General features: G+C 39.8%; 14 protein-coding genes. 7 read left to right on the forward strand and 7 right to left on the reverse strand.

The genetic code is table 11. The annotated features are described in order from the left end of the window. Positions 1-2: 2 nt before the first annotated feature. From GVO62_RS18655 to GVO62_RS18670, 4 genes are all read right to left on the reverse strand, one after another. On the reverse strand, positions 3-833 hold the full coding sequence (locus tag GVO62_RS18655) for a response regulator (RefSeq protein ID WP_159120534.1): 831 nt from the start codon (positions 831-833) through the stop codon (positions 3-5). A 343-nt stretch (positions 834-1,176) separates the two neighbouring features. Continuing rightward, positions 1,177-3,228 (reverse strand): methyl-accepting chemotaxis protein, encoded by a 2,052-nt coding sequence (locus GVO62_RS18660; protein ID WP_159120535.1) that lies wholly within the window; start codon positions 3,226-3,228, stop codon positions 1,177-1,179. After that, positions 3,229-4,713: a sulfatase gene (locus GVO62_RS18665; protein WP_236547237.1), complete on the reverse strand. Its 1,485-nt coding sequence runs from the start codon at positions 4,711-4,713 to the stop codon at positions 3,229-3,231. A 12-nt stretch (positions 4,714-4,725) separates the two neighbouring features. Continuing rightward, a complete protein-coding gene (locus GVO62_RS18670) occupies positions 4,726-6,489 on the reverse strand; it encodes a glycoside hydrolase family 88 protein (protein ID WP_159120536.1) in 1,764 nt (587 codons plus the stop codon). A 169-nt stretch (positions 6,490-6,658) separates the two neighbouring features. Between GVO62_RS18670 and GVO62_RS18675 the strand changes: the two genes are divergently transcribed. Next, positions 6,659-9,658 carry a BNR-4 repeat-containing protein gene (locus tag GVO62_RS18675; RefSeq protein ID WP_159120537.1) on the forward strand — a complete coding sequence of 1,000 codons (3,000 nt, stop codon included), beginning with the start codon at positions 6,659-6,661 and terminating at the stop codon, positions 9,656-9,658. Between the two features lie 9 nt (positions 9,659-9,667). After that, positions 9,668-10,183 carry a PEP-CTERM sorting domain-containing protein gene (locus tag GVO62_RS18680; RefSeq protein WP_159120538.1) on the forward strand — a complete coding sequence of 172 codons (516 nt, stop codon included), beginning with the start codon at positions 9,668-9,670 and terminating at the stop codon, positions 10,181-10,183. 44 nt (positions 10,184-10,227) lie between these two features. On the opposite strand, the gene GVO62_RS18685 is transcribed toward GVO62_RS18680, so the two are convergent. The 3 genes from GVO62_RS18685 to GVO62_RS18695 form a co-directional block, all read right to left on the reverse strand. Beyond that, a complete protein-coding gene (locus tag GVO62_RS18685; protein ID WP_159120539.1) occupies positions 10,228-11,928 on the reverse strand; it encodes a glycosyl hydrolase family 28-related protein in 1,701 nt (566 codons plus the stop codon). Positions 11,929-12,442: 514 nt separating this feature from the next. Continuing rightward, positions 12,443-13,357, reverse strand: coding sequence for a hypothetical protein (locus GVO62_RS18690; RefSeq protein ID WP_159120540.1), 915 nt, complete (start codon positions 13,355-13,357; stop codon positions 12,443-12,445). Between the two features lie 334 nt (positions 13,358-13,691). Continuing rightward, positions 13,692-15,161, reverse strand: a complete 1,470-nt coding sequence (locus GVO62_RS18695) for a hypothetical protein (RefSeq protein ID WP_159120541.1) — start codon at positions 15,159-15,161, stop codon at positions 13,692-13,694. A gap of 1,241 nt (positions 15,162-16,402) precedes the next feature. Here GVO62_RS18695 and GVO62_RS18700 point away from each other — a divergent pair. The 5 genes from GVO62_RS18700 to GVO62_RS18720 all read left to right on the forward strand — a co-directional run bounded on the left by GVO62_RS18700 (position 16,403) and on the right by GVO62_RS18720 (position 23,230). Next, positions 16,403-17,329 carry a ParA family protein gene (locus GVO62_RS18700; protein ID WP_159120542.1) on the forward strand — a complete coding sequence of 309 codons (927 nt, stop codon included), beginning with the start codon at positions 16,403-16,405 and terminating at the stop codon, positions 17,327-17,329. Beyond that, positions 17,326-18,456 (forward strand): ParB/RepB/Spo0J family partition protein, encoded by a 1,131-nt coding sequence (locus GVO62_RS18705; protein WP_159120543.1) that lies wholly within the window; start codon positions 17,326-17,328, stop codon positions 18,454-18,456. The genes GVO62_RS18700 and GVO62_RS18705 overlap by 4 nt, the downstream gene beginning before the upstream one ends. A 414-nt stretch (positions 18,457-18,870) precedes the next feature. Continuing rightward, on the forward strand, positions 18,871-20,580 hold the full coding sequence (locus tag GVO62_RS18710) for a purine-cytosine permease family protein (RefSeq protein WP_159120544.1): 1,710 nt from the start codon (positions 18,871-18,873) through the stop codon (positions 20,578-20,580). Positions 20,581-20,651: 71 nt separating this feature from the next. After that, the gene (locus tag GVO62_RS18715; protein ID WP_236547238.1) at positions 20,652-22,100 is read left to right on the forward strand and encodes a sulfatase-like hydrolase/transferase; all 1,449 of its coding nucleotides are present in this window, start codon (positions 20,652-20,654) and stop codon (positions 22,098-22,100) included. A gap of 164 nt (positions 22,101-22,264) precedes the next feature. Further along, positions 22,265-23,230: a sugar kinase gene (locus GVO62_RS18720; protein ID WP_159120545.1), complete on the forward strand. Its 966-nt coding sequence runs from the start codon at positions 22,265-22,267 to the stop codon at positions 23,228-23,230. The last annotated feature ends 2 nt before the right edge of the window (positions 23,231-23,232 follow it).

Below are 23,232 nucleotides of genomic sequence, written 5' to 3' on the forward strand. Positions count from 1 at the left end.
CATTAAGTATCAAACAGTACTCTTTGTAACTTCTCTTTTGTGAATGGCTTTAGTATAAAGCCGCTCATTCCAGCCTCCAAACACGATAACACTGCTTCTTTGGATTGGTCAGATGTACAAGCAACTATTTTTATAGGATAGGTTACTAACTCTTTGATCATTTTTGCTGCCACAGGCCCCGTCATTAACGGCATATGGAAATCCATAAGGATCAAGTCGTACTTAAAGCGCTTGCATAACTCTACAGCTTCACATCCATTTCTTGCATGGTCAGCGCTAAACCCTAATTCATTCAATAGCATTTCTCCAATTATTCGATTCATCTCTGTATCATCTACTAACATGATTCGGGGGTCGGACTCGCGGTATTTCAATACTTTATTTTGAATAGAAGCTTTGAAGCTATGATTAAAAGAATTGGTAATATTTTGAGCAATTCGATTTGGCTCTTTTTCGAATTCTCTACTTTGTAAGGACTCTAGTCTGCAATTTCTTCTAATCAGTATAAATTTGCCTCTTTCACCCCGTTTCATATTTACGTTTAACACCAAAAAAAAGAAAAGAGTTCCACGATGGTCGACTACTCCGCTATTAGGGTTATCTGGCTTTTCAATTTGACCAAATATTTGAGATAAAATCCTATGTAACTCTTGATATTCGACACCTCCCTTCCCCCCTAGATAGGAGTCATATAAAATATAGCTCTCTGATTCGGACTGAAGGAGTATCAAGTCAGCTTTGCAAAGCCGCTGTAGCTTTTTAGTTGAAAATAACTCTTTATTAGTGGTAGGAATAATGGAAAAAAAATTGGATATATTATCAACGAAAAACATATTGAGCTCTCAGCCTGGATGAAGGTAGTTCAGTTCCATTAATTTTCGTTTGTCCGTAGTGGACAATATTAGCTAAAATCCTGAAGATTTTTATTTAGAAAGAGTCTATTTTGCCTTAAACATCCTTGTAAACGACGGGATTGTCATTCACAACCTATTTTTATGTAGTTGACAGTTTTTTGAAGTAGAGTAAAGAGATCGAGTTACATCTTAACTAGTGAGATAAGTCCCTCCTTAATAGAGTATTTCTCAATGCCGTTATTATCTTTTCGAGACAACGTTCACTTTTCAGCAAAAAATTAACTAATAAAGTTGGTACTGAATCTTGAAAATACTCAACGACTCATCGAAAAATAAAGTGTGAAATTCTTTCTTTTAGCATTTCAGCATTTTTATCAATTTCATCCACAGCTTGAATCACGCTTGCACTCTTTTTCGACAAATCTTCCGCATCATCATTAATTGCATATATGCGTCCTGCGATATCTTTAACTGCGCCCGACTGTTCTTGCAGAGAGCATGCTATTCTGCTGTTCACAGAGGAAACCTCCCCGAAACTTTGTATTATACTGTCGAACGAAGCTACAAATGACCTTATTGTATCCTGAGTATTTTTTCCTTCCCATTCCAGAGCTGAAACACGTTTTACTGTACTCTGCATCCCTGAAGACAGTTCATTTATATTATTCTGAATTTTTACAGTCGACTGCTGAGTTCTTGAAGATAGCTCTCTAATTTCATCAGCTACAACCGCAAACCCTCGGCCGTTTTCACCGGCTCTAGCGGCTTCAATCGCGGCGTTTAGAGCGAGAAGATTCGTTTGCTCTGCAATCTGATTAATAATTTTTGTAACTTGCTCGATCCCCGTTGTTTGTACTTCTAACTGCAGAACCGCTGTTTGCGTTTGTGCAAGTTCGTTCGACAAATTTGTCATCGCATGGAGACAACTCTGTAAGTCGCTTTCTTTTTCTAGCGTCAACGCTTTTGCACTCTCTGCGCTCTCGAACGCTGCCTTTGTCACTGTGGCAATATCTTCTATCGTTGCAGTCATTTGTTCAATAGCAACAGAAATACTGTACGTTCCAGCCTTCTGCTGTTCAATCAAGTGGGTAGAATCAAACGCTGATGTAGCAACGTTTTTAGAATTATTTTCTAACAACTTAATCCCGTCTCGAATTATTGAAAGCGTCGAACTGAAAGACTCTATAAGCACGTTTACAGTATGGCTTAATTCACCAAGCTCATTCTTTCCCACGATTACACTTTTTACAGTGAGGTCTTTAGTTTGCGAAAGCGTCCGCAACAACCCGACAATTGAAGAAAGTGGTCGAATTATGCTTTTTGTAATTAAAAATGAAAATGCTGTTAAACATGAGATAAGAAGAAGGGTGCCCAAAAAGGTAATTAAAAGTACGCTTTCCGAATTTGCTAATTGTTCAGATTTCTCTCTTTCTATTTGCTCGAGTAAAACATCAATGACATCTGCATAACTACTGTTCAAGCTTTGTTGTAAAAAATTAATAGTATCCACATCGATATCAAGGGCCATACCTATTTGGCTTGAGCCCCTTTTTCTAATTGACTCAAGGATGCCCATGTAGTCTTTAAATTGTTTTTTCGACACTAAGACTTCTTCGAAAACGTTTAGTGCTGATTTTGAAGAAAGGTTTTCGAAGTCATTGATAAGTTGCTTCTCTTGATTGTAGAGAGAAATGATTGTCGCAAAACGACTACCATTTACAATTCCATAAGACGCCTGATTTAACTGAGTTAGCTGCAACATATTCGTATTTCTAGCTTTTAGAATAATATAAAACGCGTCACTTAACCTTTTTAACGACCCATTACCATTTGTACCTTCAGATACTGAAAACCCACTATTGACCAATGCATTTATTAAATTCGTGAGTTCTGCGAGCGGCCATACTTTGCCGTCTCCGGTTGGGTTTGTTGCATTTCTTTTTCTTTCATCAATAACACTACGACTAATTTCAAGTTTGAGTAGTTGTTGATTGATAGCTTTTAACGTAGTTCTCATTACCTCAAGACTACTGAGAACACCTAAATTTTGTTTTTGCTGAATATAACTGTCAAAGTTCGCTATGGCCGTATCAACGTCACGCCTACTTTCGGTAAGTTTCTTTTCGATTTCAGATCCCACACTGATTTCTTTATTGCTACTTTCTATATAGAAGTTTGAGTAAAGCAGCTCTTGTTGAAGGGAGTCTATGAGTGGTGACATAACATGAAAGTATTTGAGTAATACATCAATATTAATGAGCTGTGCTCGTTTTTCGTTTGCCGAGTAAATTTTTTCGACTGCAAGCGCGCTAATAATGATTAGTGGTGTTATCACTAGCAAAGAAATTTTGGACTTTACAGACATACTGTTCATTCATCGAACTCTTGATAAGTTTTGTTGCTTTTTATCCTGACTAGATTCAGTTAATGCCTTAAAGTACTCATTACTTTTGAACTGAGAAACAGACGACCACTTAGCGTTTTCTTTAGGTAGCTTAGTTTTAAGCTCATTTTTGACATCAGAATAGAAAGGATTACCAGCTAAGTTATTCCACTCGTTAGGATCTGTTGAGTGATCGTATAATTCTTCACTTCCGTCTTCGTAGTGGATGTATCGAAATCGCTCACTCTTTACCGCGTGGTTGTTAGGACCAAACGTGGTTAAAGCAACGTGCGCCCAATCGGCATTCGGGTTGGAGATCAACGGGGTGATATCGTTCCCCTCATTGAGCGGGTTTTCTGGCAAACCAGCCATTTTTACCAGTGTGGGATATAGATCGACCAGACTTACTGGGCGGTCACTTTTGCTGCCTGAAGAAGAGCTCGGTGACTTGATGATAAGCGTAGTTTTTGTTGACGTTTCCCATAGCGCCATTTTAGCAAAGCGATTTTTTTCCCCTACATCATAGCCATGGTCCCCCCATAAAACGACGATAGTATTGTCGGCATATTCGCTAGCTTTGAGCGCATCAAGCACTTGACCAATATAATGGTCAACAAAAGAAATACTTGCCAAATAAGCCTGCACAATATTCTTCCATTCTCCAGATTCTATTGCCCAATCCGTCGTTGGCATCATGTCATAATTAGAAATGCGCTTAGCAATTTCTGGCACGTCATCCAAATCGCTCGGTAAATACGGGGGAAGCTCAATGTTCTCGATGGGATGCATATCAAACCACTTTTGAGGCACGGTCCAAGGCACGTGTGGACGAAGGAATCCACCAGCGATAAAAAAAGGTTTGTCATGTTTACGTTGTAACTGCTCGACTAACCACTGAGCCGAATCATAGTCTGGCATCATTTCATCTTTTTCAGGGTAGGCGCCCCAGTCAGTGCTGGTTCCTTTCCTATCCCACTTTATTGGCTCGGGAGAATATGGCCCGAACAAATGCTCTCTTCCACCAAACACATCGAAACTTCCGTCAGCAACACTTTGATGGAATATTTTGCCTACAGCTGCAGTATAATATCCGTGTTGTTTAAAGTACTCACTGAGAAACGTTGACTGCGCAGCTTTACTGTTTGCAGAACGAATGTCGTTGTCCTGCACATGCCCATATATTCCCGTTGTTGAAGGAAGAAGTCCGGTCATAATGCTTGCTCTTGATGGGCCACAAAGTGGTGCTGGAGCATGGGCATTAGTGAACGTGATGGCCTCTGAAGCCAGTCTGTCAATGTTTGGCGTTTTGGTGCTAGGATGGCCATTCATCGCTCCTACCCAGCTGTTTAAATCATCGACAGCTAACATAAGAATGTTTGGACGATTATTAAAATCTTTTGACGTGTTTCCACCAAAGGCATTAGCTGCAGCAAAAACAAATATACTTCCTAGTAAGAAAGCTTTTCTTCGTAACATTTCTCTAATTCCTTAATAATGCAGTTTTACGCCGCGAGAACGCTCAAAGTCGACCTTTCTGATGTTGGCTTCGACAAAGTAAAAGTCGCCATAGATTATAGGCGTATCGATTTCACCAGCGTTCCCCATGTCTCCCGTAGCTTCATCGAGCACAAAACCAAGTTCGAAGCTCATATCTCGCCCATTTTTGTCTCTATCAGTTCTATAATTAGAAGTCAGTTCCGCCATGATTTTGTCAGCGAGGGCTCCATATTTTTGTTTCTGATTGACGTCTTTCGTTATAATTGCGTAACGATAAAGTGCAGATGCGTAAATAGCGGCGGCTGAGGTGTCTTTAGGAATTTTAGTATGCGTTTCAGGGTAAGGTTCGCGTCCGCAAGGAACAAGCTTATCTCCCTGCAGAATGTCAGAACCATACCAGTTTTTCTGGTTTTTGAGCTCGTTTAGCGATTTAACAGTTAGCATTGAAGCGTCTAATATTTGAGGGCGATAACCTTTATACGGCAGAATGTGTGGCTCTATTCTGTTCGCACAGAGCTCTAAAATTCCCGAATACACAGACGTTTCTAAAGACGTGTTTTCGGCATACTTATATGCGTTGTCTCTGTTCGCCCAAAAGTCCCAAAAAGGAACAAAGTCTTCTTCTAGCAAATGCTCAATGCTATTTAGCACGTTACTTAAATGCTTTTCGAAAGCCCTTCGTTCCGCGTCACTTAGGTTTAAATCAGACATATAGTCGGCAATCGTAACATAACCGTATAACGACCACCCCTGCCCTCTCGCCCATGCTGAAATATTGCCTAACCCCTGCCAATTTCCCGGTTTAAGTTTGCCATAATCAAAAACATGGTATGCAATGGGATACCGCTGTTCAGAATCATTCTCTTCATAGAAATAATGATTCTTGAGCGTTGTTTTAGCATGCGTTATTGCAATGTTTTTGTAATCCGATGAATCGCTATCTAGCAGGTATTCTAGGTTCATCATGTTGTCAATGATGACTGGGAATGTCCATGGCTCTGCAATTTGGTGTAACTCTACAAAGTCTTTTCCGTTTCTTGATACAGATACCTTCATATGGGGGACGAAATCCCAAGATTTTATAACACCTTTTTCTGCATTGAATCGGCTGGAAAGCGTTTCTCTGCCTTTGGCCAAAATTGCAACATACTTAGCTCTAAGCTCATCACTCAAGCCTTCGTAATTTAGGGCTTCGCCATATGAATCATAAAGCATAAAGCCTAAATCATGCGTTGAATCAAGGGTAGCATCACCGTCTAACGCCTTCTGATAGTGCGTGGCAAAGTTAAGAAGTTGCTTTTCCTCACTTTCGGCCCATTCCACGTAGTCTTTGTTAGACAGTAATTTCCACATTACTCCGGGGAAAAAGCCGTTAGTCCACTTTTCATATTTATCCATAAAAATGCCTCCGTGCTCATATGAGCGCGGAACACAAATCATTGACGTATCTTCAACGCAGGCCGGTCGATAATATAAATGACGTTCAGCTTCAATATGGCTCGCCATCTTTAGATATTGATCCTTAGCAAAGGTAAGATTACCGAGGGCATCTTGCACGGTGAATAATTGCTCACTTTCTTGGGTTGTCTTAACTTCCTCAACTGCAGGTATTGAAGGATGTTGTTCACTACATGCACTAATTGACATTAAAGTGAAAAGTGTTGCACCTACCCAATTCATATCCTTTTGAACGCTATCTTGCGTATTATGCTCTCGTACTAAGAAACCTTTTTTCTTATCTCTTATATGACCCACACTCTTCCATCCATATGACTACTTTTGACTAATATTGATCATAAAGTAATGCTTTTGTAAACGCAATGTAATATGGTATGCCCGAAACTAAATGTTATTGAAATGTTGCAGTATTAACATTTGGTAATAAACACACATCATTTAATAACAAACTTGAGCTAATAAAATTATGAAATGCCTAAAAACATTGTTAGTTTCAACCACTTTACTGGGCGCGTTTTCGTTAAATGCGGAAGTGACACTTGAACAACAAATCAAAATTACCGATGAAGGACTGCACTTTGACGGTAAAAACCTCGATTTTTCTAACGTGGGTTCCCCGGATACAGGGGAAAAATACGACTTTTTTTTCGGCCCAAATATCTCAGCACATGGTGATGCGGTAAAAACCTACAAACACTACGTGTTTATGACTTGGTACAAGGGCGGAAAAAATGAAAGAAACGTAATGCTCTCTCGTTATAATACGCTAAGCGGCGAATTATCAACGATTGAGTTTCCACACAGGCACACTGGGTTCAGAGGCGACCCTTTAGTCGGTGAATCACACAACACTATCGGGTTAGCCGTAAGCCCGATTAACGGCACCATTCATATGGTGTTCGACATGCATGCTTACGATGACAATAATCACGGTGGCAAATTTAAAGACGATTTCTTTCGATATTCTTACAGTGTACCTGGAGCTGCAGAGCTTTCTCATTCTGAATTCACACTAGATAAGTTTGTTAAAGATACCAGCGTTGTAAGCCAAGGAGACGATGATTACAAGCATCTGACCATGACCGGAGACCTTGGAGATAAAGGGAACTTTGCTCGCCTTACCTATCCTAAATTCTTTACCACAGTAGACGGTACGCTACTTCTTTATATGCGTCTGGGCGGGAACAATAATGGCGCTTATGTTTTCAATCGCTACGACGCTGAGACTGAAAAGTGGTCGACGTTCACTAAGTTCAATGAAAACAACCAAAAGCTTAAAGGCAACGACTATAACTGGGGCCTTTATGGAAACATGAAATACGTGAATGGCAAGCTTCGCGTGGGCTTTCAACAGCGTAGTAACGATAATTCAGACAAGTATCAATACCAAAACGGTGTCTATTACGCCTATTCAGACCACCCAGATGGTTTTGGTGATTGGAAAAACCACAAAGGTGAACCAATGACGTGGCCGCTCATCAATTCAGATGAGATAAAAGTATTCGAACCAGGTGACTATATAAGCCACACCGAAACCAACTCGGTTTACATTGTGGGAAATTTTGACTGGACGGTTACTGAGAAAGGCGACATTCATATAATCAGCAAAGTTCGTTCTACAGATCGTAATAGGCCTGATTACGAAGAAGTATATATTCATTCATATAAACCGGCTGGCGCTGATGAATTTATAATTAGTACTGATTTCACCGGTGCAAGTGAGATTTATACATCAGGTGACAATGTTTATATTGTAGGTTTAGAGGGTGGCCGCCCTTATGTTGAGAAAGCCCAAGGCGGTACCAATAACTTTGTCAGAGTGTATAAAGCCACCGATGGACCAGTTTTCGATCACGGTACACTTTATATAAAGGATGGTAAAGTTTACTACTACCTTATGGAGCGTACTTCAGGTAACGCAATGCCGCTTTATCTCCAAATTATCGATTTGGATATAGAGTCCGACGCTAATGCACCGCTAGTATCTTTCCCTTCTCCTTCGTTAACCGTAGAACAAGGTTTTGAGAAATTGAGCCTTAATATTTCTGCTGAAAGTCCAGTGGAAGGAAGATTTATTCAATCCGTCACCCTTTACATCAATGATGAATTAGTGCGAACAGATGACTCAACGCCATTTTTATTTGGTCATGGCTCTAAACCGCATGAAACTGGTGCGATGGGATGGTTAGATACACACGAACCAAACCCCTCCCCTCTTCCAGCAGGGCGACATGTATTTAAAGCGGTAGCGTTAGATAGTGAAGGCGATACCTCTGTCGCGACAATGGTACTTAACGTTAACTCAAACGCTCCTATTGTTTCATTTCCGCAAGAGAGTTTGGAAGTAGATGAAGGATTTGAAAAGCTCAGCCTAAACATTAGTGCAGAAAGTGCGGTTGAAGGGCGTTCTATCGAATCAGTTTCTCTTTATATAAATGGCGAGCTGGTTAGAACAGATACATCTCTTCCCTATCTATTTGGTCATGCGTCTAAACCTCATGAAACGGGTGCTATGGGATGGCTTGATACCCATTCACCGAATCCTTCACCGCTGACCGCGGGTACTTATGAATTTACCGCTGTTGCTGTCGATAGCGAGGGTGAAGAGTCTACAGCGTCGATGCAGCTAATAGTAAAAGGTGAGCCGCAACCGCCAATTGTTACGTGGCCTAATTCAACCGTGACTGTCTATGAAGGGTACGAAAAATTAGCAATAACTATTGATGCTGTATCACCTGTCGAAGGTCGTGATGTACAATCTGTGACTCTCTATAGAAATGGTGAGTTGGTAAGAGTAGATACTCGACCAGTTTGGAACTTTGGGCATTCTTTCGCTCCTTATGAGTTTGGTGCCATGGGGTGGTTAGACCGTCATGAGCCAAACCCCTCGCCTCTAGGCGTCGGCACTCATACGTTTACTGCTGTTGCGAAGGATAGTGCGGGACTAGAGGGTGAAAGCGATATGACACTTATTGTTCTAAGCTTACCAGGGCCTTCAGTAATGATAAACGAAAGCGATATCTCACTGCTTACTGAATATCAAAATCTTTCCATAACGGCAGACGCCTCTACGGCGAATGACGATATTTCTCTGGTTAGCTTAGCACTCTACATTGATGACCAGTTGGTAAGAGAAATCTATGAACCTCCATTCGAATGGGGAGCTGAAAACTATTCAGATGAATTACTCGATTTGCCAGAGGGTACGCATTTAGTAAAAGTCGTTGCTACTGATTCAAACAATAAGCAGTCTGAATCAAGCATTTTTATAAATATTAATCTACTCGGTGACCTTAACAATGACTCCGTTGTAGATAATAGAGATATTCGACTCTTTACGGCTGCGATGCGCAATGGACAAGAAATGAATATTCGTTATGACTTCAATAATGATGGCGTTGTAAATAACAGAGATACTCGCGGTCTCGTTCGTCGCTGTACCTATTCACGCTGCGGCTCAAATTAGGGGTAAAAAATGAAAATAGCGAATTTAATTCTTATCTTTGGTTTAGTGATGTCCTTTTCGTCGAAAGCATCATTAATTACCTTTTCAAATGATTCCTCGTCCTACCTAAATGGAGACATCGTTGAAATAGAGGTATCCATAAACGAAGCCAATCCTTCAATAGACTTCCTTGAAGTTGTATGGAGTTTCGATTCTAGCTTATTCGAGTTTGATGTACTTTCCGTCACAAACAGCGTGTTTGACAACTCTTATTTTGACGATGCCTATACTATTGGCGATGAATTAATATTTCAGCTAGGTTTATTAGCTGACTGGGAGAGCGTTTTAGGAACATCATTTAAACTGGGAACATTTAGCTTTGTTGCGTTAGAAGACGGCGTGTCATCGCCTGAACTTACCTTGGTTGACTTGTTTGCGCAAAATTTTGACGGAGACGATATAGACGCAACATCGGTACCTGCCCCATCAACCCTAGCAATATTTTGTATTGCAGGGATCATGTTGTTCAGAAAGCGGATAAGCTAAGTGGAATGGCCCAAGGACTGAAGCCTTGGGCCATATTCTCCTTCTTACTTAGCGAGTCGTTTTTGTTTCTGGTAATCGTAAAGAGAAGGAATCGCCACCTTGTTATTAATGTCAGAAATATGCGGCACAGGATAATGTTCGATAGAAAACTTTCTATTTCCGTAAATGCCAATCACTCTGGCGTCAGGCCCTTCTGTTTGGCCTAAAATTCTTACGGTTTCATTGCTATCAGCACCACTTTCAACAAATATTTTTGCGTTCCACGTTGTGTTATAACGCCCATGCCCCGGCTGCCAGTACCCTGCTCCACCGCCAAACCATAAATCATAGTAAGGGCCTTTTTCATCACGTTTTGTTTCTATATGAAACGTCATATTGTCGTAAAGGTTTTGATGATTAGCACCAGCATGCTGATCTAGCGTAGGCTGAGTGAAAGCTTCTCCCCGTAAAAATACACTCTTAGTCGATTTAGTGTTCATGCTAAAGGTATGAACAGTCGGATTTGATATTTTGGCATCCTCAACTAAAAAATTGTGCACGCTGCCAAGGTGAACACCATAATGACCAAAACGTGTTCCATAGCTGTGTATATTGGAGATAGTCACGTTTCCGCTGTTTTCGGTCAATATGGCACTATCGGCATTGTTAAAGCTTACATCTCGTATCCAACCATTAAACACACTAGTTAAATAGATACCGTTGAAACCCTGTTCAACGTGATGACCGTAGGTTTCGCCCGAAGGAAATTGTATAGAGAGCCCCTCAATACCAACTTCTTCTAGGTGTTCCCATGATGATAAGTGAGCGGGAATATTCTTATTTATGTCGTGTAATAGAGGATCACCTATCTCAACCGTATTTCCACGAATAGATTTAACTTGGGTGGGTTGCATTACTAGTGGTCGGTCTGGAAAATCATAATGATGCGAACCGATCATTAGGTCGGTGTCTCCATAAATTGATTTTATGATACCGGCTTGTTTACCGTTTTTGTTGTGCCAGTCTATTCTCAGAATGTCGCCAACCGAAATTTGTGATGTGTTGCTAACTTCTAAAGTTTTCGTTCCTCTCTTACCTTTGGTAACTGTCGCTAACATTGGAAGCTGTTCATCCAATTCTTCTAGATAAGGTACTGGTCGAGTTCCTTCCTTTTGAATCCATATCACTCCTCCAGACCAAGAGTACTCGGAGAAGTAATCATCTATATAAATTTCTGCATCTCGTTGTTTCTTATTATGTAGCCTTAAATAATTTCTTAGTTCGTCCAAATGAGGTGTTTTGTCAATAATTGAAAGAGGCATTGGAAAGTAAAGTTGGGTGCCTTGTTCGCCCATTCCTTTGCCGCTCACTGTGATGTTTCCCCGGCGAATTTTTAGAATATCTTTTACGATAAATCTCCCTTTAGGTAGGGTAACTGTTACATGCCCATTAATACTATGTGCGTGTTCGAATGCATTTAATATAGCCTTAGTATCATCCTTATTATCATTGGGAACAGCGCCAAAGTCTTGAACGTCAACATAAGTCGTTGTCTCACTATAAGTAATTTCTCTTTCACCAAAATGATAACCTGCATAAGAGTAGTCGGGGAGATATGTGTCATTTGATAAAAGCTTATCTTCAATAGATAACTCTGGTGCTGCGATAATTGAATTATGAACTGATGTAAACATCAATGATAAGCAAATGTACTTTAATGGATGATGTAGTGGTAATTGTTTAAATGTAGTTTTTGTCGTTCTCATTATTGAAGCTTTCTCTTTGTCTAAAAAGTTAGGCTTTAACAATATATTCACAAACAATCAATAACAAGCATAACAAGTCAAAATGTTACCTGTATATTAAGTTGAAAGAACTAACGCACAGCACAAGTTGCTATATTTAGGCTAACGTTCACGTAAAATAACTAATTAGAGATTAGTATGTGTATGGGCGAAGCCATATATACATCTTTTAATACATCTATTTTACTTCTAATGTGTGCATCAATGTGGCTATACGACCTCGTAAGTATACTTTTGCTCTTCAATGTCAATATCTACGCATGAATGTATTACTTACTACTCATGAATGGCGTTGCATCTTCTCACAAGTGCGTTAAATTTTAGCATTCGGGCACATGTTTAACTTTGTGAGAGGAATATGTGGGATAGATCGGTAGTTTTTTAGTAAAAAGAAGACAGAGGGATAAAACTATTGAAAGTTACGCACGGAAAAGCCCTCGAAAAGTCGAGTTTTCTTTATTGAGCAAAAAGTTAATTAGATCTTACCTATGCTCTTGAGCTTTTGTAGGTATTTTGCTGCTTCGTGAGGAGATTTTGGTGAGCGGTCAAGCGGTACTGATACCTGAATACTCTCCGTACGTTCGTCCCTGCGAATAATGTTACATAATTTCGTTATAAGTGACTTTACACATTTAGCTGAAGTGTTGAATTGTCTTACAGTTAAGAATTTCACAAACCCTTTAGTGTAACTATAGTCTACTATGCCCCAGTGCTTTAAGGTGTTGATTACACGCCTAACAGTGTTTTGAGACCATTTAAGAAAACGAGACAGTGAAGGCACTGTACGTTGTAAACTCTTTCGATTTTTTTCAACATTCCATTTGTGCTGATTTTGGAGGTATCCATGCATGATAAGAGCTTTGTGAACATGTTTAGAACTGTTGCCTGATAATAGAGAGATATTACGTTTCAACTGCCCTACATGCACTTTAAAGAAGGTCATAGCACGTTCTTGGTTATTTTTACTCTTGTTCTTTGAGGTAATAAGAGTCTTTTCCAGCTCCCGAGCAAAAGATACTGCGTAGTTATGTTCGCCTACATGGAGGCGGTGAGATATTTTATCGTAGTACGGATGAGAGGTGTCTTGCTCTTCTTCTAATGGTTGGCTTTTCTTTAGAAAACCTTTTTCAATCAAAGATGAGATAGCTTCCCGGACAGCATTTGGCGAATAGCCTACCTTATTACAGATTGCTTGTGTTGTCTGTTTGAATTGACGTTTGTACGGCCGCATTTGGGATGCAAAAAAAGCAATATGTGCAAACACAAATGACTCTGTGTCTGACAAATACTCAAATTGCCCTGGCGACATAAAAACAACGTCGTCATAATTGTTATTAGGATTCATCTTTTTTACCAACAATATTCGCAGATTTGCTGATAAAAAACGCATTAGAGGTTGACCTGATCTGGTAAACCGCTAGAATTAGATGTGTAACTGCTTCGAAAAAGTTACATCTAAAGACCCGTGCAGTGCGCCAACACTTCACGGGTTTTGTTTTTAGCGCTTCTTATCTATCCATATTCCAAAGTGCTCTTCACTAAGCTTTTAAAGATAATATCATTTTTGTTCTTGTTTTCTCGATAGGTGTAATCTTTATATGAAAGGTATGATAGATCAAGGCGGATCACGATCTATTTGTGATCTTTTTAAAGATTCGATCCATGTGTTAATCCTTGATTTTGTTAGATTAAAGATTCGATCCAGATACTAATTTAATACAGCGTTATCTGCGATCTTCTAATTTACCCAAAATATGAAGTGCAGACATATCGCGTCTAAATGCGATCACAGGTATACCCTGCTCTGGGGAATAGCCAATATTGATTAAATAGCCCTGTACAGTAGCTCTTCCATATTCAACGACGAGCTCTCCTTTTCGCTGTTCTGATAGATGACAAGTTCCGACCTGCTTAACGATTTTATCCTCTACAGCTTCGTGTATTTTTGCTTTATAAGACGGATCTGAATTAGCCAATACCATATTTGAGAATTTTCGTTTGAATTCATTGAGGCTAGATGAAGGTGCCACCGATTCTCTTAGCTCATTCCAGGCATATAATTGCTGTGCTTGACGACCAGTAATTAAATGTTCTCTAGCCCACAGCCCAAAAAGAATTTCGATCTCATTTTTAGTTGCAAAGACATCACTATCAATGAGTAACATATCGTCTAATGTCCGCCTTTCTTTGACCGCTGCAACAATACTCTTCACCGTCGAACGTGGAAATTGAATTACCGCAGCCTTTTTTTCAATATTTTTTGAATCCTCATAGGTCACTATGGCTTCCAATCGAAACAACTTGTAATACAATTCGATATCAACAATAAAGTCCTTATTACTATCGTAAAAATCTCTCATATCAAAAGTCGTAGCTGAGAGCCGATGTAGCGACTGAATAGCATTATTAATGTAGCCGCCAGCAGAGGATTCCGATACGGGAATATCTTTGGCCATTGTAATTAGAGGCTCTAAAGGTAGAGTAAAGGTCTCCCCAATATTTTCTGACTCATCTAATTGCTCGGATATATGATTTATCAGCCAAGTGATTGCGCTAGCGTAGTAGCTCATATCGGGAAGATATATAAGCCTCCCCTCCTCTGCTCTGGCTGTGATAAGAACAGGTTTAGGCCTTCCCTCTTCGCGTAGCTTAATGCTAATTGTACTCGATTTATCTTTACGATTAGTTCGCATTGCTTTGACCAAGTAGCGAACTATCTGAAGCTCCATGAACCTTGTTTTGTCGTCGTAGCGTTCAATATTTATCGTTTCAACAGTACTTGATGATACGGACTGTAAATTATCTGAAGCAGCATCTTCTTTTTGTACATCAGTCGCTGTTAAGAAATGACCTTTAGGAATTGCTAATTTGTAAAGCTTTCCTCTACGTTTCTTGATGGGATCGGTAGTTATAAACTCACTTGAAATTAGCCCTTCCTTTTCCAACTGCACTAAATGGTGGCGTACATTCGAAATTTTACGACTTATTCTCGCTGATATGAAATCTAAACTAGCCGTTAGTTCTTCAATCTCTTGCAGGGCAATAAATATATCTGAGGCCACAGTACTAGTAGTAGGTGATATGTTTAAAGAACTACAAAGTCTCATAAATACTTTGAAATCGAAGTCGTCTTGAACTGATACCAGTGGAGCCTTGAATCCATATTTTTCAGATAAACCGAATAGCTCACGCACTTTACTTTCTTCCTATAGATTTTAGTCTTTTTGCATATTCGATCCAAAGGTTATCCGAGAAGCTTTATCATGTCTACGTCTACGCAAAATTGCTAGAATAGATATGGAATGAAATACTGGAAGACAAACTGTCAGGAGTTAAAACTAGAATCGTAAAGAGACGCTAAGTTACTCCTTTTTATTTAATGCAAAGAACGATAATAAAGCACTGAACTTTGTCTATTGTTCTTCCACCAGAATTGCTGGTTGGCTTTCTTCAAAATTGAATAGAAAAAGTATGTCTTCTGTTGATTTGGCTATACTGAAAGAAGAGCTCACTGTGGCGGGTTGTTGCCTCGTCTATGTAAAGAAGGCTTATGACGCAAGTCTTCTAACCTCCTTTTCATGTCGCTATTGTTTCCGCGGAAACAACTAACATTTGTTTCCTTGTAGACCAATAGAATCGCCACTTCACGCGTGATTTAATTTTATTAGTAAAGTATATTAATATGCGGGAAACATCTTGTTGCTTAGCTCGTGAGTTCAAAATTTCTATACAGCCAGGACAAATTCTCGTCGATAGCGAAGTAAGTCGAAAACTCTTGGTAGGACTTAATCTAGCTTGAGCGAAACTGAAACTAGTTGGAATCAGAAACGTTATATACAGGCTATTATAAAAACATTCGCGGAAGTATTTCTATCGTCTTTCACAATAGCAAAATTCAAGCGAACTCCTATACATATCTCTTCCTCAAGAGCTGATAACTAGATATATCAGCGTTTAATTATCCTCCATGAGGAAATACAACATATCATGACGGAACAGCCGGACATCATTTTATTGTTGGCCTAAGATTGTAAGCCTTGCGTAAAACGCAGATTAGCGTTTTCCAGTTATATGATTAGCGTAAACAACTCAACAGGTTTGTCTCTAGAAATTGTTTCCGCGGAAACAATTAGAAGAAAAAACGGTATGGTCTAGCAAAGATGTAGCCTGTAGCAACTCGGGAATAGAAAATTAATTAATATAAAAGGTTTTTTATTACTTAATACTTAAGCGGGTATAACGAAATTTTTGCGCGTAAAGGTCTCACGTTTGACACCTTTTTAGTCAAACCTTATTCGTCTTCTTCCTCTAAATTTTATATATGGTACTGCAAGCCTATCAAAGTCCTCACTTCTCTACTTCTAAAGATTCGATCCGAGACATCAAATATTTGGCATGTCAATATAACGAAATGTCCTGAGAGAAGGTTAGAATAATGAATAAAACAGAGTTATATAACGGAATGCGTGTTCTTTCTAGCTATCACCGCAAGGGTGGTGTAGGTAAAACTTTTTTAGCTTCTACTATTGCTTACCTACTTGCCACTGGTGGCCCAGATGGAAAAGGTAAAAAGCGGCGTGTTTTAGTATTAGACTATGATTCACAGCAAGATTCATCAAAAGCATTTCTGAAAATGGATGCTATCCCAGGAGATGATGAATATGCTGCGCCTTTACATCCAGAGTTTGATGATATAGATGACCCCGAATGGAGTGGTAGAAACACCAGTACCGACATATTGTTCAATTCTCCCGTATATGAATATCCAACTGCTTTTGAAAACATTAAGGTACTACCTTCAGAAGGCAACGTTGATAGAGTGCTCGCGCTAACTCCTGAATCTGACAGGTTAGTTTCAAAAATTACCGCTCATATGCGAGATTGGTTCTCGGTTGAGGATTTGGCCGACGATTACGATATAGTCATCGTTGATAACCCGCCGAGTAAATCTCCCGTGTCTGCTGGTATGCTGGGCGCTGCTACACATGTAATTATTCCCACTGAACCAGAATACGACTCAATCGATGGCGTGCCTATGCTTCTTAATCGTATCGATCGAATTAATGAAGATAGAGCTCATAACCCTCTGAAAATTGTAGGTGTAGTTCCCAATAAAGTGCCGAGTAAGTCAAGGTTAACGCAAAAAGATGAGGTTGCCTTAGCTAAGCTTTACGATAGCGAGGGACCAACTGGAAAGTACATGAGTCCATTTTGGCTTCAACAACGAAACTGCTATAGAGTTATGGAGAGACCGTCAGTTGACGAAACGCATTTTAACTATGTTCACAACCACCACGCTAAAAGTGAAATGCAAAAACTTTATGCATTAATTGAAAGTAGCTTATGGGGAGATGACGTATGACTGCTAAAAAGCCGAGAAGCCGAAGAGTGGTGAAGCCATCTTCGCAAGAGGATTTGATCAGTAAGTTTCAGTCGGGCGAGGGTGTTTCGAAGAAATCGCAACAGATGTTAGATGATTTGAAGCAACGCGATAAATCTAAAGAAAGTAACGTTCACGACGACCCTCTTTTTAAAACGTCTTCTGAAATAGACAGAGTACTTGTCGACTACATACAGCCTCAATCAGATAACCCACGGTATTTACCTGTTAAGTTTGCTAAACGTGACGATGCTGATTCAATTGCCTCGTTAACGAATTGTGTCGTATGCGAAAAAGGACTTATTGAAAACAGGCTTGATAAAAATAACCCTCGATATGACGCCGTAGACGCAGAAATAGAGGAGATTAAAGGTTTAGCAGAGACACTAAAGCATAGTGAGTTAGTGCACCCAATCGCTGTGTGGCGTAAAAATATGTCTGATTATGCGATTGTAGCAGGCCATAGAAGATATTATGCGATACGTTATTTATATGGTGGTCTGATAAAAATAAAAGTAAAAATATATGCAGAAAAGCCAAAAAACATAAATGTATTACGCCACATCGAAAATTTTTCGCGTAATGATTTAACACTTCCTGATGCTCTCAATAGTTATTCAAATGCTGTTACTGAGTTAGAAAGCATAGAAGGTGAAAAGCTATCAAAAAGTAGAGCTTCTGTTGTTACTTCATATTTAGGAATAGGTCGAACTACATTCTACCGTTATGACAAACTCTATGAATACAGAGAGTTTGTAATGCCTCTTCTGGAAAATAGAATCGTAGAATCCTTGCGGGGGTTATACGAAGAGATTATAAAAGCTGAGCAAGAGGGCAGGGAAGAGGTAGAAAAATACCTTGGATCTATATTATCGCAAGAAAAATTTCACAAATATCTACAAGTACCAGTAGTTAAGAAAGTAGGCAGAACTAAACAGTTTATTTCACTTCCTAGAGTAAAAGTTGACAACGTATTCGCAATAAAACGTTTATTAACGGAAGACGTGACTCAGTTGGAGCTAGGAATCGATTGGAACAGCGTAGACTTTAATGACCCGGTGATGTTAGAAAAAGCATTAAAGGAGTTGTTCAAGTCTCTTTCAAAATAGTCTTTGTTTCCGCGGAAACATTTAGGCTCGTAGGCGCTGAAACTCCTTGCAATAGCGGGTTTCAGTGCTTTTAAGTAAATGAATTAAATATCGAATAAAATATAGATTATACTTTCCGCCTTTATTCGATCCAGAGAGGTAACAGCCTCATCTTGGAATGTTTATTGTTGTAGTCAGACGTCAATTATCTCGGCTTAAACCTGCCCAGCACCTTCCCGTTTAATCCTACTCCAACAGTATAAGTAATTTCTTATATGGCGATTCATCTTCGGCTATTTTCGACGCGACACAATTTGATAACAATTTTATTGATTGGTAATTACAATTAAGTCATAATCGCTCAAAAGTAATCATCTTTACTTCCTTTTAAGCGGCTTTTTTGTCTAAGCCTAGAATGAAAATAATGGAGGAAATGTGTCGAGTTCAGATGAGTTTGAAACACAACCGATAAGTCCAAATAAATTACAGCCAGCTCGAGCATTTGCAGGGAGTTATGCAGGGGAACATGTCGCAGGAACAGAATTTGTAATTGGAGCACTTTTTGTATCTTGGGGAGTTGGGGCTGGTGACATTTTAGTTGGCCTACTTCTAGGTAATCTACTTGCTGTGCTTACTTGGGGTCTTTTAACCGCACCAATAGCAACAGAAACCCGGCTTACCTTATATGCTTATTTAGAAAAAATAGCAGGTAAAGGAACAATTAAATTATATAGTGTTGTGAATGGTATTCTTTTCAGTGTGCTTGCCGGTGCAATGATTACTGTATCTGCTTCTGCTGTAAGGATTTTGTTAGATATTCCTCCACAGGTGGACTGGTTTCCATCCGATTTTCGCTTTGTACTCGTCGCGCTTTTTGTCGGTGCTGTAGTGGTATTTATGGCTGTTAAAGGCTTTAAAAAGTTAGCTGCGTTTGCAGAAGTCTGTGCACCTTGGATGATTTTAATGTTCATTATTGGTGCGCTTTTCTTACTTCCCGCTCTAATCGAATCTACGCCTGGTATTACTTCTATTTCGTCATTTTCTGATTTTTATACTATTGCAAATGAATCTATATGGGTTAGAACGAGTAATGAAGTCGGCTTTTGGCACGTTGCCGCGTTTGCTTGGGTAGCAAATTTGGCTATGCATGGCGGTATGGGCGACATGACATTATTGCGTTTCGCTCGTTATTCTCGATACGGTTTTTTCTCTGCGTTAGGTATGTTTATAGGCCATTATATGGCGTGGATATGTGCAGGCATCATGGGGGCTGGCGCAGCAATTATCTTGGGCACGGCAATTACTAATTTAGATCCCGGTGCAGTTGCCTATCAGGCATTAGGTACATGCGGAATCATTGCAGTAATTATTGCGGGATGGACCACTTCAAACCCTACGATCTACCGTGCTGGCTTAGCATTTAGTTCGTTAAACCCAAAGTGGAGTAGGGAGAAGTCGACCATTGTGGTGGGCGTGGTAACGACCATCATAGCGTGTTTTCCGTTTGTGTTTTCCCAACTTCTTGGATTTGTAGGAATCATGGGGCTTATGATGGCGCCAGTAGGTGCAATTATTGTCGCAGAACATTGGCTCTTTCCTAGAATTGGGCTAACTCGGTACTGGTCACAATACAAAGGAAATAACACAAACTGGGCGGCAATAATCACATGGCTAACAGCGCTCGCTTTAAGCTATGTACTAGAGCAGTCAGGCGTACTTCATCTATTTTTCCTTCTAATTCCTATATGGATTTACGCAACGATAGTTTATTGCTTGCTATCAATTTCTATGGGCGCTAAAACCAGATTTCCGCAATCGGAAATCGCCGAAGCTGCGGAGGCAAGCCGTAGGCAAGAAGAGAAAACGTTTCTAGATGGTTTATCCAAGAGTTCGACACAAGTTTCTAAAGAAAAGTCTACGATTGTGGTCTCCGTTGCGACATACACTGCTATCGCTTCGTTAGTCGCGTGTATGGTGATTGGAATAATGGCCTTCGTTAATAATGGTGACAGTGGTTTGCACACGCCATTGTTGATAGCGACGATCATTTATTTCATTACAGCTACATACGTCTATCTTGCAAATGCGAAAAGCTCAAAATCGGACAGTGAGCCTTCGACAGTAGCTAACGCAACTCAAAACTAGTTTCTAAAGTAGGGTTTCCCCTCTAGCGCCGTGAGTTAGAGGGGCTTTTTCTTTTTAACAGGACGAAGGTTGTGAAAATAACATTCTTTTATCTAACATTACTTCTTAACTGCTTAGCAGTATGTTTCAACGAAGCAGTAGCTAACGAAAATAACACTGCAAATACTAAAAACCGGCCTCCAAACATACTTTTCATACTCGCTGATGATCATCGTTGGGATTTGTTAAGCAGAAATTCGTCTCAAGTTCAAACGCCTAACCTCGATGCATTAGCTAATGACGGGGTAGTGTTTGAGAATGCCTTCGTAACAACTCCTATATGTGCTTCGAGTCGAATCAGTATTCTGACTGGTTTAACAGAGCGTACTCACGACTTTACTTTTGGGCGACCGCCTACAGGCGAAAAGGAATCGTCAAATATATACCCGGCGCTACTTAAAAGTGCTGGCTATAACACAGGATTTGTGGGTAAGTATGAAATAAAACTGTCGGGAGAGGATGATGAACGGTTTGATTATTTCAAACCTCTTCTTCAGTCGAAAACTAATGAGTGGGATGGTGAGCAAATACCACAAACACATTACATTAGAAATCTTGCGAGTGAATTTATTAAGCAAGCATCAAAAGGTGACAAGCCATGGGTGTTGGCCGTAAATTTTTGGAACCCCCATGCACATGACGTAGATAAAGTAGACCAGTTCCATTATCCACCAGAATTTGAGCCTATGTACTCGAATGTAGAAATTGAAAAAGCCAATGTTTCTGATGACACAGCTTTTGAAGCACTCCCTGATTTTCTAAAAACATCTATGGGAAGAATTCGTTGGGAATATCGATTCGCAACCGAAGAAATGTATCAAAGAATAGTGAAACGACATTATCGAGCTATTAGTAGCGTCGATGATGCAGTTGGCTCTTTAAACGATCTTCTTAAGTCTCTCCACTTGGATGATAACACGATAATTATCTACACTGGGGACAACGGCTACGCACTGAACGAACGCCAATTGGCAGGGAAGTGGTTTGGTTGGGAAGAGGACCTACGAGTTCCCCTCATCATTAAGGACCCTCGCACTCTAAAGCATAAAGAAATAAGCGAGCTTGCACTAAACATTGATATTGCACCAACAATACTCGACTTTGCTGGTGTATCTATTCCATCTACGTATCAAGGTAATAGTTTAATCCCATTGATTGGCGCAGAGAAAGTTACTGAGTGGCGCGATGAATTTTTCTTTGAGCATATGTATCAACCGAAACGTGCTCCTATTCCGCCCATGTATGGTTTACGAACAGCACATTGGAAATTTGTGAATTTCTATAAAAATGACTATTTGCAACTATACGATCTGGAAAACGACCCGCTCGAAACTACTAATCTTGCGTATGAAGAAAAGTACCAGTACTTAACTAATGGGCTTTTACAGCGAGCAAATGTGTATATAGAGAAGTACGAAAATGCACGAAGTGAAGAAGTTAAATCAAGAAAAAGTTTCGAGAACGCTCTCCTGCCAAATTAAATCCTCAATACTTATGGCTCTTCCTCGCTAGTTGGAGGGAGAGCCATCACCTAGTAATTTCTAACTTCCCATAACATCAAATTAAATTTATGTGATTGTTTTTGAGTGTTGATGATTGCTTGATGTTCATATACAATCATTTTACATTTATTTAATGACTCTTGATGAGTGTTAAAGCCTATGAGTTTTATTACACAGAGTTTAAGGGATGGAGAGAAAGAGAAGTGAAGTTAGCTATTATTGGCGAATGTATGATTGAGTTATCTAACGGTGATAGTGAGCTTTATAAACTCAATTATGGCGGAGATACACTTAATACCGCTATTTATCTTTCTCGCTGTGGGGGGGACGTCGAGTATGTAACGGCACTGGGCGATGACTCGTTTAGCAGTAAAATGCTTTCGCTTTGGCAAGAGGAAGGAGTCGGCGTTAAGCATGTGAAAACATTGGAAAACAATGTGCCGGGTTTGTATTTGATTGAAAATGAGCCCAATGGCGAACGTCATTTCCACTATTGGCGTTCTAACTCCCCAGCAAAATACCTATTAGATAAATTTCCGGAAACGTTAGACGAGATTAAAGATTACGACGCTATCTTTTTAAGCGGTATAACGCTTTCAATCTATTCTGAATCAACTCGAAAAGCGCTTTATGATTTTCTCAGTGAATTTCGCATGCGTGGCGGCAAGGTTATTTTTGACAATAATTATCGAGAAAGGAACTGGCTGTCGCTGAGCGAAGCATCAAAAGCGTTTAACCAAATAATGAATCTTACAGATTTGGCCCTTCTGAGTATGGAGGATGAGGTAAGCCTACATGGAGAGCACTCAATGGAATATTGTATTGAGCGCTGGCTAAAATGTGGTGTTTCTGAAGTCATTGTTAAAAATGGCGCTAGCGGCATTCTTGCGGCTAATAAAGATGGGAAGTTCGAGTTTGACGTTCCTAACGTTGTAGAGCCTGTCGATACTACAGCAGCTGGTGACTCTTTTAACGGTGCATTTTTAGCGGCCAAGGCGAAGGGAGAAAGCCTAGAAAAATGTATCCGTGATGGTCAGTTTTGCGCAGCACAAGTGATCATGCATAAAGGAGCGATAGTTCCTAAAAGCATTTCACTCATAGGAGCGTAAAT

Source organism: Alteromonas sp. KUL150 (assembly GCF_009811475.1).
Taxonomy (GTDB): Bacteria; Pseudomonadota; Gammaproteobacteria; order Enterobacterales; family Alteromonadaceae; genus Alteromonas; species Alteromonas gracilis.

Bases quoted from the DNA above. Each gene is read 5' to 3' on its own strand.
- GVO62_RS18655 (WP_159120534.1), bottom strand. From the start codon at position 833: ATGTTTTTCGTTGATAATATATCCAATTTTTTTTCCATTATTCCTACC.
- GVO62_RS18705 (WP_159120543.1), top strand. From the start codon at position 17,326: ATGACTGCTAAAAAGCCGAGAAGCCGAAGAGTGGTGAAGCCATCTTCG.
- GVO62_RS18680 (WP_159120538.1), top strand. From the start codon at position 9,668: ATGAAAATAGCGAATTTAATTCTTATCTTTGGTTTAGTGATGTCCTTT.
- GVO62_RS18690 (WP_159120540.1), bottom strand. From the start codon at position 13,357: ATGCGTTTTTTATCAGCAAATCTGCGAATATTGTTGGTAAAAAAGATG.
- GVO62_RS18675 (WP_159120537.1), top strand. From the start codon at position 6,659: ATGAAATGCCTAAAAACATTGTTAGTTTCAACCACTTTACTGGGCGCG.
- GVO62_RS18700 (WP_159120542.1), top strand. From the start codon at position 16,403: ATGAATAAAACAGAGTTATATAACGGAATGCGTGTTCTTTCTAGCTAT.
- GVO62_RS18665 (WP_236547237.1), bottom strand. From the start codon at position 4,713: ATGTTACGAAGAAAAGCTTTCTTACTAGGAAGTATATTTGTTTTTGCT.
- GVO62_RS18720 (WP_159120545.1), top strand. From the start codon at position 22,265: ATGAGTGTTAAAGCCTATGAGTTTTATTACACAGAGTTTAAGGGATGG.
- GVO62_RS18660 (WP_159120535.1), bottom strand. From the start codon at position 3,228: ATGAACAGTATGTCTGTAAAGTCCAAAATTTCTTTGCTAGTGATAACA.
- GVO62_RS18685 (WP_159120539.1), bottom strand. From the start codon at position 11,928: ATGAGAACGACAAAAACTACATTTAAACAATTACCACTACATCATCCA.